Here is a 22,482-nt window from a genome sequence, read left to right as displayed (position 1 = left end):
TCCGGTAGAACAACCTCCGGAAAGGATAGTCGCCACACTCTGCAGTGATTCGCGCCACCTTGCCGAAGCGGGCCCGGACAGCGACAGGTTGTCGTTATCTTTTGCTGCTCTTTTTGGGCACAATCAAAAGCATGACTCCTAGCCCCGCCGTCTCAGCTGCCGGCGCCCTCGCCGCAGACCATCCATTGATGGACGGCCGCACCGCCGACTCCCCGCTGATCACGGCGTACCGCGGGGGCAAGCCGTCCCGCCGTCCCGTGTGGTTCATGCGCCAGGCTGGCCGGTCGCTGCCGGAATACCTGAAGGTACGCGAGGGCATCGCGATGCTGGACTCCTGCCTCCGCCCTGAACTGGCGTCCGAGATCACGCTCCAGCCCGTGCGCCGCCATGACGTGGATGCCGGTATCTTCTTCTCCGACATCGTGATCCCGCTGAAGCTGGCCGGCGTCGGAGTGGACATCGTTCCCGGGGTGGGGCCCGTCCTGGAGAAGCCCGTGCGCACAGCGGCCGACGTTGCCGCCCTGCCGCAGCTCACCTGGGAAGCGCTGGAGCCTATCCGCGAAGCCGTTCGGCTCACGGTGGCGGAACTGGGCAAGACGCCCCTCATCGGCTTTGCCGGTGCACCGTTTACCCTTGCTGCCTACATGGTGGAGGGAAAGCCGTCCCGCGACCACCTTGGCCCCCGGACCATGATGCATGCGGATCCCGAGACCTGGGCCGCCCTCGCCAACTGGGCTGCTGACGCCTCCGGCATGTTCCTCCAGGCCCAGCTCGAGGCAGGTGCCTCGGCCGCCCAGCTCTTCGACTCCTGGGCGGGTTCGCTGGGACTGGCCGACTACACGAAATATGTTGCGCCGGCGTCGGCCCGTGCCCTGGACCATGTCCGCCACCTCGGCGCCCCGCTGATCCACTTCGGCACCGGCACCTCCGAGCTCCTCGTTGCAATGCGCGATGTCGGTGTGGACGTCGTGGGCGTTGACTACCGGCTGCCGCTCGATGAGGCAAACCGCCGCCTGGGCGGAACCGTCCCGCTGCAGGGAAACATCGACCCCGCGCTGCTGTCGGCCCCCTGGGAAATCCTCGAGGCCCACGTCCGCGAGGTCATAGCCGCGGGATCGGCAGCTCCTGGCCACGTCCTGAACCTCGGCCACGGGGTTCCCCCGGAAACGGACCCCGACGTCCTGACCCGGGTCGTGAAACTCATCCACTCCATCTCGCCGGAGTAAACCCATGGGCAGCTCTCCGGCGGCGCCCGGCCCGGCACTGGTGGTGGGCGGCGGAATCTCCGGGCTCCTGTCGGCCCGGGAACTTGCCGCGGCCGGTTATGAGGTGACCGTCCTTGAAGCGGGGACGGCGTGGGGCGGCTGCGTGGGCAGCCACACGGTTGCCGGGCTCACGCTGGACAGCGGCGCCGAGTCGTTCGCCACAAGGTCCGACGCCGTTGCCCGGCTCTGTGTAGAGCTCGGCCTGGGCGAAAAGATCGTTCCTCCAAGGCCAGGCGGTGCGTGGGTGCAGCTTCCGGACGGGCCCCGCGAACTGCCCAGGACAGGAGTCCTGGGCATCCCGGCGAACCCCTGGGATCCTGAGGTTCGCCGCACCCTGGGCATGCTTGGCTCGTTGCGCGCCTCCCTGGACCGCTTCCTGCCTGCCTCCGTAGGCGCCGGTGCGGGTGTTACCAGCGTGGCCGCCCTGGTCCGGGCCCGGATGGGCTCGCGGGTGCTGGAGCGGCTCGTCTCGCCGGTGGTGGGCGGCGTGCACTCGGCCGACCCCGGGCTGCTCGACGTCGACATGGTGGCTCCGGGCCTGCGTGCAGGCCTGCGGAAACACGGTTCGCTCGCTGCCGCGGTGTTGGCGCAACGCCGCCGCGCCGGTGCTCCGGCCGCCCAGCAGGCACAGCAAGGACAGTCACCGCAGCCTGGTAAGCCGGCCAAGGCAGGTTCCGCCGTGGCCGGCCTCGAAGGCGGCATGCACACCCTGGTGGATGCCCTGGTATCGGATCTCCAGCGCCTGGGCGTGACGCTGCTGCCGGGCACTGCCGCCACGGCTGTCGCCCGCACCCGGGACGGCTGGCGCGTCGAAGCGCCCGGAACTTCCTATAGCGCCGCCTTGCTGGTCATGGCCGTGGACGGACCCGCCGCCGTCGAACTCCTGGAAGGTGCGGTTCCTGCCATCGCAGGGAAAAAGCCCGCCTCCGGGCCGGACGTCAAGCTCGTGACGCTGGTCCTGGATAAACCGGACCTGGACGCAAGGCCGCGTGGAACCGGAATCCTGGTGGCCCCGCAAACGCCTGGGGTCCAGGCTAAGGCCCTGACGCATGCCACCGGCAAATGGGACTGGCTCGCTGCTGCCGCCGGTCCGGGGAGGCACGTGGTGCGCCTCTCCTACGGCCGGATGGACGGCGAACCTGCCCCGGCAGCGGCATCGCCATCCGAAACAACGGTGCAGCCGGGCGGCCCCGAAACTGATGATGAGCTTTTTGCGGCTGCCCTCCGTGACGCCTCCGGGCTCCTCACTGTCCGGATCGCGGAGGAGGACGTGCAGGGCTGGGACGTGGTCCGCTGGCGCGGAGCCCTGCCGTTCGCGGCCGTGGGCCACCGCGCGCGGGCAGCGGAAATCCGCAAGGCCTGCACGGCTGCCGGCGGGCTGGCCGTCGTTGGCGGCTGGGTGGCCGGGAACGGACTGGCTGCCGTGGTCGCCGACACACGTGAGCAAATTGGCCAACTGGCCGCCGCCTGAGCATCGCTGCTGGTCAACCGGCCACCCCGGGATTCTGGAGCTGTCCAGCGCACACCCCGGTGGGCCTTCCGGTTTTCAAACGGCCCACCATTCTGGTTAGGGTCGATGACTATGGTTTCAAACAGGTCCGAGCTTTCACTGTCCCGGACCGGTATCCATGGGGGACTTCGACGCGGCACCGCAGCAGCGGCCGTCGGAGCGGTACTGGTTCTTTCCGCCGGCGTCCAGGCAGCATTGGCTGACGATGCAGTTTCCACTCCCCAGGACCCGCCGGTGCAGGCGTCCCCGGTGGCAACTGCTGATGCGGGTGTCGCCCCACACCAGGAGGCCATGACGGTTCAGCGCGGTTCAGAGGGGGATGGGAAGATGCCTGCCGCCGACGCCCAGCGTCCGACGGCTCCCGCCCTCCCCGCAGTGCCTGGGGTGTTGCGTCCAGCCGTGACGGTGTCCCTGTCCACCGCCATACCCACGGCAACGGCTCGGGCCACAGCCGCCGCCTCCATGACGGCACTTCCACTTCCCGACCTTCCGCTCCCGATCGTCTCAGGCACGCCGCTGGTTACGGGCGGGCAGGCCAGCGCGCCTACGGCCACATCTTCTCCGGCACCGTCTTCTCCAGTGCCGGCCTCGCCCGGATCGCCAACTGAGGCCGGGCCTTCCGCGGCCTCCGTGCCAGGCACTGCCCCTGCACCCGGCAGGTCGCCTGCATCCGGCACCGCCCCTGCTGTGGGCGCCCCGGTTGGAGCAGGCGCGCAGGCCCCAGCACCGGTTCCTCCATCGGGCGCATCGGGAACCGACCCACTGGCTGTAGCACACGCCGGCGGAGCACAGGCATCCGGGACTGGTACGGCGGGGGCGGCAGGAATGCCAGGGGCAGCCGCTTCCGGCATTGCGGGATCTACCGCGGCCGACGCGAGCCAAGCATCTTCGGATCCTGTGACCGCATCGGCTCCGGTGCTGCCGACTGATCTCCCCGCCGCCCTGTCCATCAACGCCCGCCAGTCCCTGCCCACCCGTGCCCCGCAGGCTGCCGGTGAGCCCGCGGAGCCGGGCCGGGCCGTTTCATCCACCGGACCGCTGCCGGACGTGCCCGGTGCCATGGTGTGGCTGGGGGCTGGACTGGTCGGCGTGGGGGCCGCGGCAGGGCTGGTATTCCTGCGCATGCGCCGCCTCTAGCAGTCCTCCTGGAGACTGCCTGCTGCACTGCCAAATGTGACTTTGCTCACTTCTACGTGCTGTAGAAGTCTTCGGTTTCGTCTTGGAGGCGGGGAGGGGGCAAACTTGTAACCATGAGCCACACTTCTGCCGAATCTGTCACTAAAACCGAAGAATCAGCCGAGCAGTTCTTTACCCTTTGGACGGTCTTCAAGCGGTCGGAATCAGTGGTCCGCAGCGCCGACGCCGCCGCCGACTTTGAAGCACTGCTGGAGCGGCTCGCCGCTGCCGGCGTGACGCACCGGGGCAGCTACGACGTCTCAGCCATGCGCGCCGACGCCGACGTCATGGTGTGGCTCCACGGTTCCAAGCCGGAAGCGCTGCAGCAGGCCATCCGCGACATCCGCCGCAGCACCCTCTTTGCCGGCACTGAGATTGTCTGGTCCGCCATGGGCGTGCACCGCGAGGCCGAGTTCGCCAAGAACCACACCCCCGCCTACTCCCGGGGCGTAGCTCCCGCCGAGTGGCTCTGTGTCTACCCGTTCGTGCGCTCCTATGAGTGGTACATCCTGCCGGAGGCCGAGCGCGGCAAGATGCTCCGCGACCACGGCCTGCTGGGACGTGACTTCCCGCAGGTCATCTCCAACACCGTGTCTTCCTTCGCGCTGGGTGACTGGGAATGGATCCTGGGCCTGGAGGCGCCGGAGTTGGTGGACCTGGTGGACCTGATGCGCCACCTGCGTGCCACGGAGGCCCGCAACCACGTCCGTGAAGAAGTCCCGTTCTACACCGGACGCCGGATCTCCGCCGACGAGGTTGCCGAGGTGCTGGCATGAGCCCGGAGCAGCAGGCAACCGCCGTCAACCCGGTGACCGAGGCCGGCCGCATGGCGCCCAAGAATTACGACGCCGTCCTGCTCGCCTCCTTCGGCGGTCCGGAAGGGCAGGAGGACGTCATTCCTTTCCTCCGCAACGTCACCCGCGGCCGGGGGATTCCGGACGAGCGGCTTGAGGAAGTCTCGCACCATTACCGCGCCAACGGCGGCGTCAGCCCCATCAACCAGCAGAACCGCGAGCTCAAGGCAGCGCTGGAAGCCGAACTCGCTGCCCGCGGCATCGACCTGCCGGTCCTGTGGGGCAACCGCAACTGGGCGCCCTACATCCCGGAAACCCTGCAGGAAGCGTACGACGCCGGCCACCGCCGGGTGCTGATGCTCACCACCAGTGCCTACTCCTGCTACTCCAGCTGCCGCCAATACCGCGAGGACATCGGCATGGCGCTGACGGAGACTGGCCTGGACGGCCGCCTGGAAGTGGACAAGGTCCGCCAGTACTTCGACCACCCCGGCTTCGTGGAGCCGTTCGTGGAAGGCACCGCCGCCGGCCTGGCCGACGTCCGCGCCAAGCTCGCGGAAGCGGGTACGCCGGACGCCCCGATCCACGTCCTGTTCGCCACCCACTCCATCCCCACCCGGGACGCCGAGGCCGCGGGCCGGTCCGAGGGGGAGCCGCGCGAGTTCGAGGAAGGGTCCGCCTACGTGGCCCAGCACCTCGCCAACGCAGGCGCCGTCATGGACAAGGTCAAGGACGAATCCGGGCAGAGCGCACCGTGGTCCCTGGTGTACCAGTCACGTTCCGGTGCCCCGCACGTGCCGTGGCTGGAACCGGACATCAACGACGCCATCGAGGAGCTTGCCGGTCAGGGCGTCAAGGGCATCGTCATTGTTCCCCTCGGCTTCGTCAGCGACCACATGGAAGTTGTCTGGGATCTGGACACCGAGGCGATGGAAACCTGCGCCAACCTGGGCCTGGCCGCCACCCGCGTCCCCACGCCCGGGACGCACCGGAAATTCGTCGACGGCCTGGTGGACCTGATCTGTGAACGCACCGTTGCCAACAACATCGCCGACCGGCCGGCCGTCACGGACCTTGGCCCCTGGTACGACGTCTGCCGGCCGGGATGCTGCGCCAACTTCCGCGGCGAAAAGCCCACCATCGCAGGGGCAGACACCACCGTCGGCACCGGCCACGATCCGTACCCTGCCGACGCAGCCGGGAAAACGGACCAGCTGTGACGGTCCGGATCGGAACCCGCGCCAGCAAGCTGGCGCTCACCCAGACCCAGCAGACCGCAGACCAGCTGGCCGCCGTCGGAGGTTTCCCGGTGGAACTGGTGCACGTCCGCACCGACGGCGACGTCCTCACGGGGTCGCTGTCCCAGATGGGCGGCACGGGCGTGTTTGTTGCTGCCCTGCGCGACGCGCTGCTGCGCGATGAGTGCGACGTGGCCGTTCACTCGCTCAAGGACCTGCCCACCGGGGCAGCGGTAGGGTTGGCTCTCGCCGCCACCCCGCGCCGGGTGGATGTCCGCGACGTCCTGTGCGCCCGCGACGGGTTCAAGCTGGCAGACCTGCCGACCGGTGCCCGCGTCGGCACAGGTTCGCCCCGCCGCGCAGCCCAGTTGCGCGCCGCCCGTGCGGACCTGGACATCGTGGATATCCGCGGCAACGTCGATACCCGCCTGGGCCGTGTCCCCGGGTTGCCCGGCAACTCCACCGACCAGGTGGTGCCCGGCAAGTCCTGCGACCTGGATGCTGTGGTCCTCGCCGCCGCCGGCCTGGAGCGGATCGGCAGGCTGGACGCCGTCACTGAGTACCTCGAAACCGACGTCATGCTGCCCGCCGCCGGCCAGGGATCCCTGGCCATCGAGTGCCGCACGGCCGACGCCCCGCCAAAGCCGGGATCAAGCGAGGGCTCCCGGGCCGTCCTGGCCCAGGCCCTGGCCGCGCTGGATGACCCCGACACCCGTCTCGCCGTCACCGCCGAACGCGCGCTGCTGGCCCGGCTCGAGGCAGGGTGTGCAGCCCCCGTCGGCGCCTACGCCTACCGGAAGGGCAGCATGCTGCATCTGGAGGCCGTGGTGTGCGCCGTCGACGGAACGGACATGGTGCGGGACAGGCGCGCCACGGACGGGCTGACAGAAGTCGGTGCCACCCTGCTGGGAATCGAACTGGCCGAAGCCCTCCTCGCCGCCGGAGCCGCCGACATCGCAGACCTGCAGGCGTCCTGACCTGGCAATGACGCAGCCTTCCAGTAGATCCGGACAGAACCACCCGAACGGCGGCAAGCTGCCCGGCGGAGTCCGGGTCCTGGTCACGCGCAGCCCCGAACGCTCCGCAGACCTGGTCGCGGCACTGCAGGAAGCCGGTGCCTCGCCGGTTCTGCTTCCGCTCATCGACTTCGAACGGGCCCCGGACCAGCACGCGCTGGATGTCGCCTGCGACGCCCTGGCAGCGGGTGCCTTCGACTGGCTGGTGGTCAGCAGTGCCACCACCGTGCACGTCCTGATGGAAAAGGCGGCCGAACGTGGCCTGCGCATGGACCAGATGGTTTCTTCCGGTACGCAGGTCGCCGCCATCGGTCCGGCAACACGCCGCCTGCTGGACTCGGGCGGAGTTCAGGTAACCCTCACGCCGGACGCCGAGCAGTCTGCTGCCGGCCTGCTTGCTGTGTGGCCCGGCGGCGGCACAGTGTTCCTGCCCCAGGCGGACATTGCCGCACCCACCCTGGCGGAAGGCCTGACAGCGGCGGGCAGTGCCGTTGAGGCGGTAACCGCCTACCGCACCGTTGACTACCCGGCGGCAGCGGAGCGAAGGCTCGGCGTGCATCCGGAGGACGGCGACGCCGGCCCGCAACCGCCGTCGTACTCCCTCCTGACGCCTGAAGCCGCCTCGGCAGAGATCGCGGCCGGAAAGATCGCCGCCGTGATCGCGGCCTCCCCGAGCGCCGTCCGGCGGATCGCTGTGCTGGGGCCGCTGGCGGCTTGCAGGCTGGTGGCCATAGGACGCTCGACGGCGGACCAGGCCGCCGCCCTGGGCCTGGACGTGGCGGCGGTGGCGGCTGAGCCGACGCCGGACGGGCTGGTGGCGGCCGTGGCCAAAGCACTCAACCCGCCCTGACCGGGACCGGCACGTTTACCTCCAAAAAGGCTTCACCACCAATGCGAAGGACAGGATCCATGACTTTCCCCAACCAACGCCCCCGCCGCCTGCGCACTACCCCCGCGATGCGCCGGATGACCGCCGAAACCCGCCTTGCACCGGCCGAACTCATCCTTCCGGCCTTCATTCGGGAAGGCCTCACCGAACCCAACCCCATCACGTCGATGCCCGGGGTGGTCCAGCACACCACCGACACCCTGAAGCGCGCCGCGGCGGAAGCCGTTGGGCTCGGCCTCGGCGGCATCATGCTCTTCGGTATCCCGGAAACCCGCGACCCGGAAGGCTCGGCTGCGCTGGACCCGGACGGGGTGCTGAACAAGGCCATCCGGGACGTCCGTGCCGAGGTGGGCGACGACCTGGTGATCATGAGCGACGTGTGCCTGGACGAATTCACCGACCACGGCCACTGCGGAGTGCTCGACGCCGACGGGTACGTCGACAATGACCGCACCGTGGAGATCTACGCCCGGATGGCCGTTGCACAAGCGGAGGCCGGGGCGCACATGCTTGGCCCTTCGGGCATGATGGACGGCCAGATCGCCGCGATCCGCTCGGCCCTGGACGAGGCCGGCCACGTCAACACCTCCCTCATCGCCTACGCCGCAAAGTACGCCTCGGCGTTTTACGGTCCCTTCCGCGAAGCCGTGGACTCCCAGCTCAAGGGCGACCGGCGGACCTACCAGATGGACGCCGGCAACCGCACCGAAGCCCTGCGCGAGGTCGAACTCGACCTCGCTGAAGGTGCGGACATCATCATGGTCAAGCCGGCCATGAGCTACCTGGACATCGTGGCGGATGTGGCCGCGATGAGCCCCGTGCCCGTGTCCGCGTACCAGATCTCCGGTGAGTACGCGATGATCGAAGCCGCCGCCGCCAACGGCTGGATCGACCGCCGGGCCGCCATCACCGAATCCGTGCTGGGCATCCGGCGCGCGGGCGCCCACACCGTCCTCACCTACTGGGCAGCCGAACTGGCCGGCTGGCTCAAGGAATCCCGATGACGGACGGGCCTGCTGCTGGGCGCACCGCACCGGGACCCACCGCACCGGTGGGGGAGGAGCGGATCCTCCTGGGCCTGAACACCTTTGGCGACGTTGGCGAAAATCCCGACGGCAGTCCTCAAAGGCACGCTGAGGTCCTGCGCCAGCTGCTGGAGCAGGCGGAACTGGCCGACGCCGTCGGGCTTCATGCCTTTAGCGTGGGGGAGCACCACCGCAAGGACTACGCTGTGTCCGCGCCGGAGGTCTTCATGGCTGCCGCTGCGGCGCGGACGTCCCGCATCCGGCTGGGCTCCGCCGTAACGGTCCTGAGTTCCGACGATCCCATCCGGGTTTTCCAACGGTTCGCCACGGTGGACGCCATCTCCAACGGCCGCGCCGAAGTGATGCTGGGCCGCGGATCGTTCGTGGAGTCCTTTCCGCTGTTCGGGCTGGACCTGGCGGACTACGAGGTCCTGTTCGAGGAGAAACTCGAGCTGTTCGACAAAGTGCGGGCGCAAAAGCCCGTGCACTGGGAAGGCCGCACCCGGCCCGCACTCGCCGGCCTGAGCGTCTACCCGCCGCTGGAGCACCACCTGCTCCCAACGTGGATCGGGGTGGGCGGAACGCCCGAATCCGTGCTCCGCTGTGCCCAGTACGGCTACCCGATCATCTTCGCCATCATTGGCGGCCAGCCGCGGGCCTTCAGGCCCCTGGCGGATCTCTACCGCGAGGCGATGGCCAAGTACGGGCACCCGATGCAGCAGATTGCCACCCACTCGCCGGGGCATGTGGCCGAAACCGACGAACAGGCCCGGGAAGAGCTGTTCCCGCACTGGCTGAAGCTGCGCAACAAGCTGGGAGCCGAGCGCGGTTGGGGGCCGGCGGGGCGGGGCGAGTTTGACGCCCTCTGCTCCACGGAAGGTGCCCTCTACGTTGGATCGCCGGAAACGGTGGCCCAAAAGATCGTCCGGCTCAAACGGAACCTCGGCGTGGACCGCTTCGACCTCAAGTACAGCAATGGGCCGCTTCCGCACGCGGCCATGATGCGCTCCATCGAACTGATGGGTACCGCGGTGGCGCCGCGGGTGGCGGAGCTGCTCGCCGGCTGACCGGGCCTTCCGATTGACTTCGCTGCCCTGCCAACTCCGCTTTTCGGCAAACTGAGAGAATAGGAACCATGACTTCCAGCAATCCTCGCAATGAGGCACTCTTCGACCGCGCCCGCCAGCTGATGCCGGGCGGCGTCAACTCCCCGGTCCGGGCTTTCGGTTCCGTCGGCGGAACGCCGCGCTTCATGGTCTCCGCCAAGGGACCATACCTGACGGACGCCGACGGCAAGGAATACGTGGACCTCGTCTGCTCCTGGGGCCCGGCGCTCCTGGGCCACGCCCACCCGGCCGTCCTGGATGCCGTGCACGCCGCTGTCGACCGCGGGCTGTCCTTCGGTGCTTCCACCCCCGACGAGGCCAACCTCGCCGAGATCGTCAAGGAGCGCGTTCCCGCCGTCGAACGCCTCCGCATGGTGTCCACCGGCACCGAGGCCACCATGACGGCCGTCCGGCTGGCCCGCGGGTTCACCGGCCGCAACCTCATCATCAAGTTCGCCGGCTGCTACCACGGCCACCTGGACGGCCTCCTGGCCGCGGCCGGTTCGGGCGTGGCCACCCTGGCCCTGCCCGGCTCCGCAGGTGTCACCGAGGCCACCGCCGCTGAGACCCTGGTGCTGCCCTACAACGACCTCACGGCTGTCAAGGAAGCCTTCGCCGCCCACGGCCAGAACATTGCGGCCGTCATCACCGAGGCAGCCCCTGCGAACATGGGTGTCGTCACCCCTGCCGAAGGATTCAATGCAGGGCTCTCCCGGATCACCCGCGAGCACGGCGCACTCCTCATCGTTGATGAGGTCCTGACCGGCTTCCGCACCGGCTACTCCGGCTACTGGGGCCTCACCGGCGGCGCGCCCGACGCCGAGGACCCTTGGACGCCCGACCTGCTCACCTTCGGCAAGGTCATCGGCGGAGGAATGCCGACGGCGGCACTGGGCGGCCGTGCAGACGTCATGGACTACCTGGCCCCCACAGGCCCGGTGTACCAGGCCGGAACGCTGTCAGGAAACCCGGTGGCCATGGCGGCAGGCGTTGCCACGCTGACCCATGCCACCCGCGACGTCTACTCCTTCATCGACGTCCGGTCGCTGGAACTGTCATCCGCCCTCTCCAACGCCCTGGATGCCGCGGGCGTGGACCACTCCATCCAGTTCGCCGGGAACCTCTTCTCGGTGGCCTTCGGAACCTCGGCCACCGGCGTGCACAACTACGCCGACGCCCAGGCGCAGGAGGCGTTCCGCTACGCGCCGTTCTTCCACTCCATGCTGGAATCCGGGGTCTACCTGCCGCCGTCGGTCTTCGAGGCCTGGTTCCTTTCGGCCGCCCACGACGACGACGCCATGAACCGTATCTACGACGCCCTTCCCGCGGCAGCGAAGGCAGCCGCCGCTGCACAGGGCTGAGCCCCCGGCGATAGGTGCCTCCCGCCGTCGTCCTCCAATCGCGAGATGGCATTTAACGGCAGTTCCCGGGCATGGGACTGCCGTTAAATGCCATCTCGCGGAAGGCAAAAGGAACCCCCGCCTGCAGGCCGCAGGCGGGGGTTCCTTGTGTGCTTCAGCTGCTACAGGACGTCCGAGAGGAAGCTCTTGAGCCGGTCGGTCCGCGGCTCGGTGAAAAGCTGTTCCGGAGGGCCGGATTCCACCACCACTCCGGCGTCCATGAACGTTACCGAGTCCGAGACGTTGCGGGAGAAACCCATTTCATGGGTCACCACCACCATGGTCATGCCGCCCGTGGCGAGGTCCGCCATCAGCGCCAGCACGCCCTTGACCAGCTCAGGGTCGAGGGCGGACGTGGCCTCGTCGAAGAACATGACCTCCGGCTTCATGGCCAGGGCGCGTGCAATGGCCACACGCTGCTGCTGGCCCCCGGAAAGGTTGGCCGGACGGGAATCGGCCTTGTGCTTCAAGCCCACCAGGTCCAGCTGCTCCAACGCTTCGGCTCGGGCCTGCTCCTTGGAAAGCTTGCGCAGTTTCCGCAGGGCCAGCGAGACGTTTTCCTCCACGGTCTTGTGAGGGAACAGGTTGAACTGCTGGAACACCATGCCGATCCGGCGCCGGAGCTCGTCCGGATTGTCCTTCAGCACGGACCGTCCGTCCAGCAGGATGTCGCCCTGGTCAGGTTCGATCAGTCGGTTCATGACCCGCAGCAAGGTGGACTTGCCCGAGCCTGATGGCCCGATGACCGATGCCGTGGTGCCCTGCGGAACGTGCAGGTCAATGCCCCGCAGGACGTGATTGCTGCCGAAGGAAAGGTGGATGTTCTTGGCGCTCAGTGTTCCCGATGCGAATTCGCTCATGCCTGGGCTCCCTTTCCAACGACGGCTGCTGCCTCGTCCGGTTCTTTCTTTTCCGGCCGGCCTGTCCGCAGGCGGGTATCGATGTAGTTGACCAGGTGGGTGAGCGGAATGGTCATAGCCAGGTAGAAGATGGCAGCTGCCACATACGGGGACAGGTTACCGCTGCGGGCGGCAGCGTCCTGGCCGATCTGGAACAGTTCCCGTTCCGTGGCCAGCAAGCCCAAGGTGAAGACCAAGGAGGAATCCTTGATCAGGGCAATGAACTGATTCATGAGGGCAGGAAGTACCCTGCGGATACCTTGTGGCACCACCACAAGACGCATCGAGGGACCGTAGCCGAATCCCAGGGCGCGCGATGCCTCAAGCTGCCCCTTGTCCACGCTCTGAATGCCGGAGCGGAAGATCTCACCCGTGTAGGCGGCAGCCATGAGTGACAGCGCCGCGACGCCCATGGGGTACGGGCTGTTGCTGCCTGTCAGTTCGCGGAAGATCGGTCCGAATCCAAGACCGATGACCAAGATGGTGAGGACCGCCGGGAGCCCACGAAACACGTCCGTGTACACCCGGGCAGTCCACCGCGCCACAGGATTCCTTGAGATTCCCATGAGAGCCAGGAGCAGGCCGACGACGGCCCCGATCAGTCCCGAGGTGATCGCCAGGACCAGCGTATTGGGCAGGCCCACCGCGAACATGCTTGGCAGAACCTCGGCGATCTGCTTCCAGTCAAGGAAGGTCTCTCCGAGTCGTGTCAGGAAATCCATATGGCGTCGCTATCTTTTGTGGTTGGCAGGTTTCTACTTTGCTGGGACCGTGACGGCCTTGCTGCCCGGCTTCCAACCCTCGGGGGTCTGCTCGGCAGCGGTCGGACGGTCCTTGTACCACTCGGCGGTCAGCTTGGACCAGGTACCGTCGGCAACTACGGCATCAAGGGCAGAGTTCAGCGCTTCCAGCAAGGCAGGGTTGTCCTTGGCAACGGCGTAGGCAGTGAAGTTCTGCGTGTTGAGCTTCTTCTCGGCAATCTTCGTGCCGTCACCGGGCTTTACCTGGCCGGTTGCCTGCTGCGACGGTGCCACCCAGGCATCCACCTGCCCGCTCTTCAAGCTGGCGAAAACGGTGTTGTAGTCAGGGAAGGACACAGGCTCAAGGTTCAGGGTGTTCTTGACGTAATCTTCCTGGACGCTGCCGCTGACAACGCCAATGCGCAGGCCGCTCTTCAGTTCACCGAACGTCTGGACCTTGGCGTCTTCCTTGGTCACCAGGGCCATGTAACCGAAGTCGTAACCATTGGTGAACGCAACTGTTTCACGGCGGGCGTCCGTGGTGGAGATCGAGGAGGATCCGACGTCGAACTGCTTGTTCTTGACCTGGCTGAGAAGCGCCTGGAATTTGGTGGAAGCAAACTCGACCTTGAGCCCCAGCTTGTCGGCCATAGCCCGCAGAAGCTCGTTGTCGTAGCCAGTGAACTTGCCGGACGAATCAACGAAGATATTCGGCGGGGCGTCTGACAGGGTTCCGACGCGCAGGGTGCCCTCATTAACGAGGCCCAGCTTGCTCTTGTCGATTTTGTCGAGGGGGGTGACATCGGCAGTGGTGTACTTGTCCAGCGTCTGCTGGTCGCTGCCCTTCAGGGCGTCCGTGGGGGTGCCGCTGGGCTGGGAAGACCCGCCGCCGCAGGCTGCAAGGGAAACCGCGAGGGCAAGTGCAACGGGAGCGGTAGTGAGCCACTTCATCGCTTTGATTTTCATCTGGTTGTCACTTTCATGAGAGTCGTAAGTCGACCGGGCCGCAAGGCAGCGCTGGGGCGCCTGGCACCTGCCCGGCGCTCATCCAACTCTCCGGGACAGGGGTGACTGCAAAACTTTATTGTCTCACCAGGGCAGAACCGGGCTGGCGCCGAAGAAAAAGAGTAGCTTTCCGTCTAGAGGCGAATTTAATGCGCTCCACGACGGTTTCAGGCGTCAAGGGAAGTGCTAGTGGTCCCTGCAGGCGAACGCTGCTCAGCGAGGGGCAGGCTTTATGTTTCCCGGCGTGACTGTGAGATGCCTCCCACTTGGAGGCACGGCGATGGTTCTAGAAGCCGCCTGCCGTGGCATCCTGCGGCGGAAGTACGGGCCAGTCTCCCTCAATGACGGCCGCGGGCTTCGTCTTCCGAAGATACCCCTGGAAGTCGGCGGCCTGGCTGACGGCCCAATCCACCTGGAGCTGGTGGAGCTGGCTGGCGGGCATCATCAGCTTTGGGAACTTCCCTGCCATCGCATCAAGGACCCGGAGGGTTGCCAAGGCATCAGCCGCCGACGTGTGGGCGTTGTCCAGCACCACTCCGTACTCCTCGCAGAGCGCGGTGAGTGTGCGTTTGCCCTTGCGGTACCGGTCAACCTGCTTGTTCATGATGTACGGGTCCAGGACCGGGAAGCGGGTGAGCTGCGGGATTCCGTAGCGGGCCGACTCGGCGGCAAGGACCGTGAAATCGTAGCTGGCGTTGAATGCAATCACCGGGGTCCCGGAATCGAAGAGCTCCTGCAGCGCCGCCGCCACTTCGCGTGTGACCTCGTGGGCGGGCCGGCCCTCCCGCCTGGCCTGTTCTGTGGTGATGCCGTGCACGTCGCTTGCCTCGGTGGGGATCTCGACGCCTGGATCGGCCAACCACTCGTGTTCCTTGATGACCTGGCCTTCGTGGTCCACCACGGTGATCGACGCCGTGACGATTCGTGCCGCCCGTGAATTACGGCCGGTGGTCTCAAGGTCGAAGGCTGCGCGGGGGAGTGTGTTCCAGGAGCTCATGCTTCAACGCTAAGGGGACCCGCCGACAATTCCCGGGAGCGCCACTGCGGCTACATTGGATCAATGCGGAATGAGTACGTCCAAGCGGTCCTGGCCGTCGTGAGGCTGGTGCCCGCAGGGTCCGCAGTGTCGTACGGGGACGTCGCCGAGCTCCTGGGGTCAGGAGGCCCGCGCCAGGTCGGTTCCGTCATGAGCCACCATGGCGGAGGTGTTCCATGGTGGCGTGTCCTGAAAGCCAGTGGCCATGCACCCGAGGGCCACGAAGCCGAGGCGCTGCTCCTTTACCTTGAGGAAGGAACCCCGCTTCTGGGGGATTACAGTTTGTACTTGCGCAGCGGGGAGGGGCGGTGGCGGGTGGATCTGGCCGCGGCGCGCTGGGCGCCGACAGAAAGTGATTTTGACACCATCGATGAAGTTGCCGAGGCCCTGGAGCGCCGCCTCCACCGATTGTCGGTGGCTGATGATGGAATGAGTTTGTGACCGTAACTATTCCTTTGACCGGCCCCTGGGACCCCCACCGGCAAGAGCCCGGGACTGGCCAGGAACCGGCAGCACCGGGTGCAGGAGGCACTGGAACCAGCAGTGCCCTGCCGGGGTCGCCGGCCCTTCGGCTGCTTCCGCCACGTCGGTTGCATGTGGAAGTGCCCCGGCTCACACCCGATCAGCAGGCAGCGGTCGACGTCGTGCAGGGTTCGGGACCCGTACTGGTGGCTGGCGCCCCGGGTACCGGGAAGACCACCGTCCTCGTCGAGGCCGCCGCCCAGCGCGTTTTTCGCGACGGCGTCGACCCCGAACGCATGCTGATCCTTGCACCCACCCGCCTGGCAGCGGACTTCCTGCGCGACCGTTTCACTGCCCGGCTGGACAGGAGCCTGAGCACCACCCCGGCCAGGACATGGGCTTCATATGCGTTCGACGTCATCCGGCGGGCAAAGGCCGAAGGCGTCATCCCGCTGTCCAGGCCGCCGCGCCTGCTGTCGGGTCCGGAACAGGACCTCATCATCAAGGAACTCCTAGGGGGCCACCAGCTGCCAGGACTGGAATTGCCCTGGCCTGCCGACCTGGAAGGCGCCATGGAGACACGCGGCTTCCGCCAGGAAGTGCGCCAGCTCTTTGACCGCATCATTGAATCAGGCCGTACAGCCGAAGACCTTGCACAGCTGGCGGATGACTGCGACCGGCCGGACTGGAAGGCCGCAGCGGCCCTCTATGCCGAATACCGGGACGTCCTGGACCTGCGGATGCCGGAGGCCTTCGACCCCGCTGGGATCATCACGGCGGCCAGGCAGATCTTCCAGGACTCACCCGATTTCCTCGCGGCGGAGCGCGCCCGGCTGCAGGTGGTCCTGGTGGACGATATCCAGGAGGCCAACCCAGCCATCTTCGAGTTACTGGCGGACATCACCGGCGGCAAGGACTGCTACGTGACGTCATCCCCGGACACGGTGGTCCAGGGCTTCCGGGGTGCCCGGCCCGATCTGGTGGCTGAACTGCCCCGTCTGCTCTCGGCTACGGGGGCCGTCATCGAGCGCCCGCTTTGGAATGCCCACGGCCTCGCGCCTGCCGTGGCGCAGGCCTGGCTGAACGTCGCAGGCCGCATCTCCCAGCGCGCGGGCGGGCAGCTGGCCCGCCGCCTCGAGCAACCCACGTGGCCTGCGCAGGTTGAAGACCCGGGCAAGCATGAAAATTCCGGACATACCGCCCGTGAGGCGGCGGAGGGCAGCGTGGAGGCCCACTTGGTCCCCACTCCCGTGCATGAGCTGCGGTATGTTGCCCAGCGGATCCTGGACCAGCACATCAACCACGACCGCGACCTGGCGGACATTGCCGTCATCGTGCGCAACGGCGGCCAGGTCAGCGAGCTGCAGCGGTACCTTGCCGGACAGGGCATTGCCGTACGGGTACCGGTGGCGGAGTCCGCAGTCCGGGACGAGGTAGCTGTACGTCCCCTCCTTGATGCGTTTGCCGTCGCCCTGGATCCGGCGCTGTTGACGCCGGAGGCCGCGGTTTCATTGCTTACCTCCCGCATCGGCGGGGCCACCTCCATTGAGCTGCGCAGGCTGCGGCAATCGCTGCGGCGGGAGGAACTCCTGGGCGGGGGTGGGCGGGCAAGTGACGCCCTGTTGGTCGAAGCACTGCTCGAACCGGGCGCGCTGGGTGCGTTGGGTATCGAGGGCCGCGCCGCCCGCCGCACTGCCCGCATGATCCATGCTGGGAGGGAGGCAGCAGTCCTGTCCGGAGCCAACGCGGAGTCAGTGCTGTGGGCACTGTGGGACTCCACCGGGCTCTCGCGGGTGTGGACAGCCGCGGCACTGGAGGGCGGACCCCATGGCGCCCGCGCCGACCGTGACCTTGACGCGATGATGGCGCTCTTCCACACGGCGGAGCGCTATGTGGACCAGATGCCCGGCGCCGGGCCCGAACAATTCCTCGAATACCTCCTGAACCAGGAGCTTCCCATGGACACCCTCGCAGCCCGCGCCCAGCTCGACGATGCTGTGGAACTGATGACTCCTGCCAGTGCGGCAGGCCGGGAATGGCCGGTTGTGATCATCGCCGGGCTGCAGGAGGGAGTATGGCCCAATACAAGGCTCAGGGGTGAACTTCTCGGAAGCACGCTGTACGCGGACGCTGTGGAGCACGGTCCCGCCTACGCCCTCCAGCGCGATCCCTTGAGCCGGCTGCGGGACATCCGCTACGACGAACTCCGAAGCTTCTCCACCGCGGTCTCGCGGGCACGCGAACTGCTGGTGTGTACCGCGGTGTCTTCGGAAGACGACCAGCCATCGTCCTTCCTGGATTTCGTTGCGCCCTTGGTGCCCGGCCAGGAGGCAAGGCCGTTCACCCAAGTGGAACGGCCCATGACTCTGCGCGCCCTGGTCGCTGAACTTCGGCAGCATGCCCAGCTGGATGGAGATTCGGCCCAGGCGCAGGAAGCAGCCAAGGTCCTGGCACACCTTGCCGCCGCGCAACCGGCCGTTGCCGGCGCGCACCCGGACAGCTGGTGGGGATTGGCCCCCCTGACATCCTCCGAGGCAGTGGTTCCGCCCGGCGGGACCGTTTCTGTATCCCCATCGAAGGTGGAGACGGTGCAAAAGTCGCCCTTGGACTGGTTTGTCCAGGCAGCAGGAGGCGAACCGGCCACCGACTTCGCCCGGAGCCTGGGAACCCTGGTGCATGCAATCGCCCAGGACATGCCAGACGCATCCGGATCCGAATACGTGGCTGAACTCGTTCGCCGCTGGCCGGCGCTGGGCATGAAGGACAACTGGGAGGGAAGGCTGGACTTCCAGCGCGCCGAGGCCATGGTGCGGAAGCTGGCGCAGTATGTGCTGTCCATGAGGAGCGAAGGCCGCAGCCTTCTGGGCGTGGAGCAGGACTTCGAAGTGGCCCTTGGCGAGGTGGCGGTGGATGAAGCGACGCCGCGGGAAGCGGTTCTCCGTGGGCAAGTGGACAGGCTGGAGATCGACGGCGAAGGCCGCCTGGTGGTGGTGGACCTCAAGACCGGGAAGCGGCAGCCGGGCAAGGGCGAGCTGTCCCGCCATCCGCAGCTTGGTGCATACCAGGCCGCAGTACTGGCCGGCGGCTTCGACGCCGGACCCGCCGGAGCCCGGCAGCCCGGGGGAGCGGTGCTGGCACAGCTGGGGACCACAGCCAAGAGTCCCGCCATCCAGCAGCAGGAACCACTAAACCCGGAGGAGAACTGGGCCTTGGACATGGTCAAGGACGCCGCCACCGTCATGGGCGGCAGCGAGTTCATTGCCCGGCACGACCCCTCAAAGGGCAGCCATGGGGGCCATGGTTGCCGGCTCCCCGAGGTATGCCCCTTGTGTGTGCGCGGAAGGCAGGTGACCGAATGAGCGAGGCACTTTCCACGCTGCCTGCGGCACAGGATGTACTGCCCGTACGCTTCAGCCCGGAAGAACTTTCCGTGCTGCTCGGCGAAAAGAACACCCCTACACCTGAGCAGTCGGCCATCATTTCCTCGCCCCTGGCACCCCGTCTGGTGATCGCCGGAGCAGGATCGGGAAAGACCGCCACCATGGCGGACCGGGTGGTTTGGCTGGTGGCCAATGGCTGGGTCACCCCGGAGGAGGTCCTGGGGGTGACCTTCACCCGCAAGGCTGCAGGCGAGCTGGCCAGCCGCATCAGGTCAAAGCTCCTGGCCTTGCAGCGCCTCGCCGCCAAGGACACCAGGATGTTCTCGGAGGGCCTGCTGAGCACCGACGCCCTGGAGCCCAAGGTGTCCACGTACCATTCGTTCGCGAGTGGCGTCGTGTCGGACTATGGGTTGCGGCTTGGCGTGGAGCGTGACGTGGTACTGCTGGGCGGAGCGCAGGCCTGGCAGTTGGCAAGCGAAGTGGTGGAGGCGTACGACGGCGAATACGCCCACTTCCGGGCCGCCAAATCCACCTTGGTCAAAGCCGTCATCCAGTTGGCGGGAGAGTGTGCCGAGCACCTCCAGGAACCCGAGGACGTCGAAGCGTGGCTCATGGCGCGCCTTTCGGAGTTTGAGTCACTGCCCTACCTGGCCGGCAAGATGAAGAACCCGCCCAAAGCGGCCGCGGACCTTGCGGGTATGCTGCGGACCCGCGCAAGCGTCGCGGACATGGTAGGCCGTTACGCCGCGGCCAAGCGTGCCCGGGGCGCACTCGATTTCGGCGACCTGGTGGCGCTCGCCGCCAAGGTGGCACAGGATGTCCCGTTGGCGGCCCAAATGGAGCGGCAGCGGTACAAGGTGGTTCTGCTGGACGAGTTCCAGGACACGTCCTACGCGCAGCTGGTCCTCTTTTCCCGTCTCTTCGGCGGCGGCCATGCGGTTACAGCGGTGGGTGACCCCAACCAATCAATTTATGGGTTCCGTGGCGCGTCGGCCGGACAGTTGTTCCACTTCGTCCGCGAGTTTCCGGTCCGTACCCGCGCGGCGGAACCTGGAGCGGGTTGGGCGCCCGCTCCAACTTCCTACCTGACGACAGCGTGGCGGAACGGCCGGTCCATCCTCTCGGCCGCCAATGTCATGTCGCAGTCCCTCGGCAGGGCAGCTGTACAAAATGGACCTGCCGGGGGCAAGGCCGCCGCCGCTGAGGTCCCTCCATTGCAGCCGAGTCCATTTGCCGTGGAGGGGACTGTGGTGCTTGGCCGCTTTGCCAGCGACGTGGAGGAGGCCGCCGCCTTGGCCGACGACGTCCTGAAATACCGGGTCACCGACTTTGAGCTGAAACCCGACGGCACCGCCGAACCTCCGGCCATCGCAGTGCTGTGCCGCAGGCGCGCCCAGATGGAGACCGTCCGGCGGCAGTTTGAAGCCCGGGCAATCCCTTACGAAATCGTGGGTCTTGGCGGTCTGCTGGACACCCCGGAGATCGTCGACCTTGTTGCCACCCTGCGGGTGCTTGCCGATCCTGGCCGCTCCGATGCCCTGATGCGGCTGCTTGCCGGTGCCCGGTGGCGGATAGGTCCCGCCGACCTCATGGCATTGCGCGACTGGTCAAGCCAGCTGGCGCGGAGCCGTGGAACGGCTGCACAGGGATTCGACGACCACAGCCTTGACACCGACAGCGACGAGACGGATGCGCCAATCCTCGAAGGTGACCTGACTGACGGCGCCAGCCTGGTGGAAGCTTTGGACTTCCTTCCCCGGGACGGGTGGACGTCGCCGACTGGACGTACCCTCAGCATGGGGGCGCGCAGCCGGTTGTCGCGCTTGTCGATTGAGCTGCGGCAGCTGCGGGCCTATCTGGGTGACGACCTGACCACACTTCTGGGTGAGGTAGAGAGGGCCATGCTGCTGGATATCGAGGTGGCGGCCCGCCCAGGGATCAGCATCCACCAGGCCCGCCGCAACCTCGACGCCTTCCAGGATGCAGCTGCCGGCTTCCTCCGCACCTCCCAGCGGGTGGACATCCTCGCCTTCCTGTCCTGGCTGGAGGCTGCATCGGCGGAAGAAAACGGGTTGGAAGCGCCGGCCAGCGACGTAAACCGGGAAGCGGTGCAGCTGCTGACCGTGCACGCGTCCAAGGGCCTGGAATGGGATGTGGTGTTTGTCCCCGGAATGAATGCGGGCGCCTTCCCCAGCGACAGGGACTCCCGCTGGAGCAGCGGCGCCGCCGCGCTGCCCTGGCCCCTGCGCGGGGACCGCGCGGACCTCCCCCAGTGGGACCTTGACCAGCCGGACCAGAAAGGCTGGCTGGATGCCGAGAAGGACTACAAGGCCGGCGTACAGGCACATGGCGAGTCGGAGGAACGGCGCCTGGCCTATGTTGCCTACACCAGGGCCAAGCACGTGCTGTGGGTGTCCAGCGCCGCCTGGGTTGGTTCACGGGCCGGGCGGGCGGAGATGTCACCCTTCCTTGCCGAGCTTGAAGCCTTGACCCAGCCGGCGGACGGCGTCCCGTCTCCGAATGCGGTGGTCCACCCGCTGTCGCTCGCGGAAGCCGACCTTCCTGACCAGAGCCCGCTGACCCTCGAAACAGAAGAAGCAGGCTGGCCGTACGATCCACTGGAAGGACCGGTGGATCCGCGGAGCGGTGAACGCCTTCGCTTGGCCCGCGGACGGCGTACAGCCATGGAAGCAGCCGCCCAGCGCGTGCGGGGGATCCTGGAGGCAGGCGCCGGCAGGCCGGTTCCCGGAGAGGTGGCAGGGAACCACAGCGCTCCCGGGAAGGGGAACAGCCCACTGTCCGGGGCCCGGCCCGAGCTTGCGGGTGTGGCGGCAGGCTGGGCCCGTGAAGCAGCCTTGCTGCTGGAGCGCAGGGCAAAGAGGTCCGGTGGCCGGGATATTCATCTGCCCACCCACATTTCCGCTTCAACCCTGGTTGACCTCGGCGACGACCCCAGCGCCGTATTGGGACGGCTGCGCCGGCCCGTGCCGCGTGAACCTGGTATGTCGGCGCGAAAGGGCACCGCTTTCCACGCCTGGGTTGAGGAGTACTTTGGAACGGCAGGGATGCTGGACCTCGGTGAAGCGCCGGGTTCAGACGACCACATCGATGCCGCTTACAACCTCGACGAGATGGTGGCCACCTTCAAGGCCTCCCCGTGGGCCGACAGGTCACCCGCGTTCGTTGAGGTCCCGGTGGAAACCAGGGTGGGCGAGGTTGTGGTCCGCGGACGGGTGGATGCCGTCTTCCAGGACGCCGATGGCCGCTGGGACCTGGTGGACTGGAAAACCGGACGCCGCCCGTCCGGGGAACAGCTGAAGACCCGTTCAATCCAACTCGCGGTGTACCGGCTCGCGTGGGCGCGGCTGAAGGATGTGCCGCTGGAGGATGTGCGGGCAGCATTCTTTTACGTTGGCGATAACGCCGTCGTCCGGCCGCACGACCTGGGAACGGCGGCTGAGCTGGAAGGAATCGTTGCTGCGGCGCTCAGCCGCCCCTAGGACCGGCGGGCCAGGACCGCCGCGCCTGGGGGCACCGGCAC

Annotated in this window: 17 protein-coding genes; 13 read left to right on the top strand and 4 right to left on the bottom strand. The window is 67.3% G+C overall.

Features of this window, described 5'->3' with window-relative positions; all coding sequences use genetic code 11:
* Window positions 1-131 precede the first annotated feature (131 nt).
* From hemE to hemL, 10 genes are all read left to right on the top strand, one after another.
* The gene (gene hemE / locus LFT46_RS13580) at window positions 132-1,226 is read left to right on the top strand and encodes a uroporphyrinogen decarboxylase (protein WP_142133236.1); all 1,095 of its coding nucleotides are present in this window, start codon (window positions 132-134) and stop codon (window positions 1,224-1,226) included.
* 4 nt (window positions 1,227-1,230) lie between these two features.
* Complete coding sequence (gene hemG / locus LFT46_RS13575) at window positions 1,231-2,736, top strand: protoporphyrinogen oxidase (RefSeq protein WP_236798964.1); 1,506 nt, start codon at window positions 1,231-1,233, stop codon at window positions 2,734-2,736.
* A gap of 936 nt (window positions 2,737-3,672) precedes the next feature.
* Window positions 3,673-3,912 (top strand): hypothetical protein, encoded by a 240-nt coding sequence (locus tag LFT46_RS13570; protein WP_236820132.1) that lies wholly within the window; start codon window positions 3,673-3,675, stop codon window positions 3,910-3,912.
* A gap of 113 nt (window positions 3,913-4,025) precedes the next feature.
* Complete coding sequence (gene hemQ / locus LFT46_RS13565; RefSeq protein ID WP_236798962.1) at window positions 4,026-4,727, top strand: hydrogen peroxide-dependent heme synthase; 702 nt, start codon at window positions 4,026-4,028, stop codon at window positions 4,725-4,727.
* Window positions 4,724-5,965, top strand: a complete 1,242-nt coding sequence (locus tag LFT46_RS13560) for a ferrochelatase (protein WP_236820131.1) — start codon at window positions 4,724-4,726, stop codon at window positions 5,963-5,965. Before hemQ ends, LFT46_RS13560 begins: the two co-directional genes overlap by 4 nt.
* The gene (gene hemC / locus LFT46_RS13555; protein WP_236820130.1) at window positions 5,962-6,960 is read left to right on the top strand and encodes a hydroxymethylbilane synthase; all 999 of its coding nucleotides are present in this window, start codon (window positions 5,962-5,964) and stop codon (window positions 6,958-6,960) included. The genes LFT46_RS13560 and hemC overlap by 4 nt, the downstream gene beginning before the upstream one ends.
* 7 nt (window positions 6,961-6,967) lie before the next feature.
* Window positions 6,968-7,849 (top strand): uroporphyrinogen-III synthase, encoded by an 882-nt coding sequence (locus LFT46_RS13550; RefSeq protein ID WP_236820129.1) that lies wholly within the window; start codon window positions 6,968-6,970, stop codon window positions 7,847-7,849.
* 59 nt (window positions 7,850-7,908) lie between these two features.
* Window positions 7,909-8,892, top strand: coding sequence for a porphobilinogen synthase (gene hemB / locus LFT46_RS13545; RefSeq protein WP_236820128.1), 984 nt, complete (start codon window positions 7,909-7,911; stop codon window positions 8,890-8,892).
* Window positions 8,889-9,980, top strand: a complete 1,092-nt coding sequence (locus tag LFT46_RS13540; protein WP_236820127.1) for an LLM class flavin-dependent oxidoreductase — start codon at window positions 8,889-8,891, stop codon at window positions 9,978-9,980. The genes hemB and LFT46_RS13540 overlap by 4 nt, the downstream gene beginning before the upstream one ends.
* Before the next feature lie 68 nt (window positions 9,981-10,048).
* A complete protein-coding gene (hemL, locus tag LFT46_RS13535; protein WP_236820126.1) occupies window positions 10,049-11,380 on the top strand; it encodes a glutamate-1-semialdehyde 2,1-aminomutase in 1,332 nt (443 codons plus the stop codon).
* Window positions 11,381-11,541: 161 nt separating this feature from the next.
* Here the strand turns inward: hemL and LFT46_RS13530 are convergent, their stop codons facing one another.
* From LFT46_RS13530 to LFT46_RS13515, 4 genes are all read right to left on the bottom strand, one after another.
* Window positions 11,542-12,279: an amino acid ABC transporter ATP-binding protein gene (locus tag LFT46_RS13530; protein WP_236820125.1), complete on the bottom strand. Its 738-nt coding sequence runs from the start codon at window positions 12,277-12,279 to the stop codon at window positions 11,542-11,544.
* Window positions 12,276-13,040: an amino acid ABC transporter permease gene (locus LFT46_RS13525; protein WP_236820124.1), complete on the bottom strand. Its 765-nt coding sequence runs from the start codon at window positions 13,038-13,040 to the stop codon at window positions 12,276-12,278. The genes LFT46_RS13530 and LFT46_RS13525 overlap by 4 nt, the downstream gene beginning before the upstream one ends.
* Before the next feature lie 33 nt (window positions 13,041-13,073).
* Window positions 13,074-14,024, bottom strand: a complete 951-nt coding sequence (locus LFT46_RS13520; RefSeq protein ID WP_236820123.1) for a substrate-binding periplasmic protein — start codon at window positions 14,022-14,024, stop codon at window positions 13,074-13,076.
* Window positions 14,025-14,349: 325 nt separating this feature from the next.
* On the bottom strand, window positions 14,350-15,060 hold the full coding sequence (locus LFT46_RS13515) for a 3'-5' exonuclease (RefSeq protein ID WP_236798952.1): 711 nt from the start codon (window positions 15,058-15,060) through the stop codon (window positions 14,350-14,352).
* A gap of 63 nt (window positions 15,061-15,123) precedes the next feature.
* On the opposite strand from LFT46_RS13515, the gene LFT46_RS13510 reads away from it, so the two are divergent.
* The 3 genes from LFT46_RS13510 to LFT46_RS13500 all read left to right on the top strand — a co-directional run bounded on the left by LFT46_RS13510 (window position 15,124) and on the right by LFT46_RS13500 (window position 22,441).
* Window positions 15,124-15,540, top strand: a complete 417-nt coding sequence (locus LFT46_RS13510; protein WP_236798951.1) for an MGMT family protein — start codon at window positions 15,124-15,126, stop codon at window positions 15,538-15,540.
* Window positions 15,541-15,701: 161 nt separating this feature from the next.
* Entirely contained in the window at window positions 15,702-18,920 is a 3,219-nt protein-coding gene (locus tag LFT46_RS13505; RefSeq protein WP_236820122.1) for an ATP-dependent helicase, read from the top strand.
* A complete protein-coding gene (locus LFT46_RS13500; protein WP_236820121.1) occupies window positions 18,917-22,441 on the top strand; it encodes an ATP-dependent DNA helicase in 3,525 nt (1,174 codons plus the stop codon). Before LFT46_RS13505 ends, LFT46_RS13500 begins: the two co-directional genes overlap by 4 nt.
* Window positions 22,442-22,482 lie beyond the last annotated feature (41 nt).

The organism is Arthrobacter sp. FW306-07-I (genome assembly GCF_021800405.1).
Lineage (GTDB): Bacteria > Actinomycetota > Actinomycetes > Actinomycetales > Micrococcaceae > Arthrobacter.
This window is presented reverse-complemented; position numbering and strand designations above follow the sequence as displayed.

What these genes read in the sequence shown, in the direction of transcription:
- hemQ (WP_236798962.1), top strand. Translation starts at nt 4,026, where the DNA reads ATGAGCCACACTTCTGCCGAATCTGTCACTAAAACCGAAGAATCAGCC.
- LFT46_RS13520 (WP_236820123.1), bottom strand. Translation starts at nt 14,024, where the DNA reads ATGAAAATCAAAGCGATGAAGTGGCTCACTACCGCTCCCGTTGCACTT.
- LFT46_RS13500 (WP_236820121.1), top strand. Translation starts at nt 18,917, where the DNA reads ATGAGCGAGGCACTTTCCACGCTGCCTGCGGCACAGGATGTACTGCCC.
- LFT46_RS13515 (WP_236798952.1), bottom strand. Translation starts at nt 15,060, where the DNA reads ATGAGCTCCTGGAACACACTCCCCCGCGCAGCCTTCGACCTTGAGACC.
- hemE (WP_142133236.1), top strand. Translation starts at nt 132, where the DNA reads ATGACTCCTAGCCCCGCCGTCTCAGCTGCCGGCGCCCTCGCCGCAGAC.
- LFT46_RS13525 (WP_236820124.1), bottom strand. Translation starts at nt 13,040, where the DNA reads ATGGATTTCCTGACACGACTCGGAGAGACCTTCCTTGACTGGAAGCAG.
- hemL (WP_236820126.1), top strand. Translation starts at nt 10,049, where the DNA reads ATGACTTCCAGCAATCCTCGCAATGAGGCACTCTTCGACCGCGCCCGC.
- LFT46_RS13550 (WP_236820129.1), top strand. Translation starts at nt 6,968, where the DNA reads ATGACGCAGCCTTCCAGTAGATCCGGACAGAACCACCCGAACGGCGGC.
- hemG (WP_236798964.1), top strand. Translation starts at nt 1,231, where the DNA reads ATGGGCAGCTCTCCGGCGGCGCCCGGCCCGGCACTGGTGGTGGGCGGC.
- LFT46_RS13530 (WP_236820125.1), bottom strand. Translation starts at nt 12,279, where the DNA reads ATGAGCGAATTCGCATCGGGAACACTGAGCGCCAAGAACATCCACCTT.
- LFT46_RS13560 (WP_236820131.1), top strand. Translation starts at nt 4,724, where the DNA reads ATGAGCCCGGAGCAGCAGGCAACCGCCGTCAACCCGGTGACCGAGGCC.
- LFT46_RS13540 (WP_236820127.1), top strand. Translation starts at nt 8,889, where the DNA reads ATGACGGACGGGCCTGCTGCTGGGCGCACCGCACCGGGACCCACCGCA.
- hemB (WP_236820128.1), top strand. Translation starts at nt 7,909, where the DNA reads ATGACTTTCCCCAACCAACGCCCCCGCCGCCTGCGCACTACCCCCGCG.
- LFT46_RS13510 (WP_236798951.1), top strand. Translation starts at nt 15,124, where the DNA reads ATGCGGAATGAGTACGTCCAAGCGGTCCTGGCCGTCGTGAGGCTGGTG.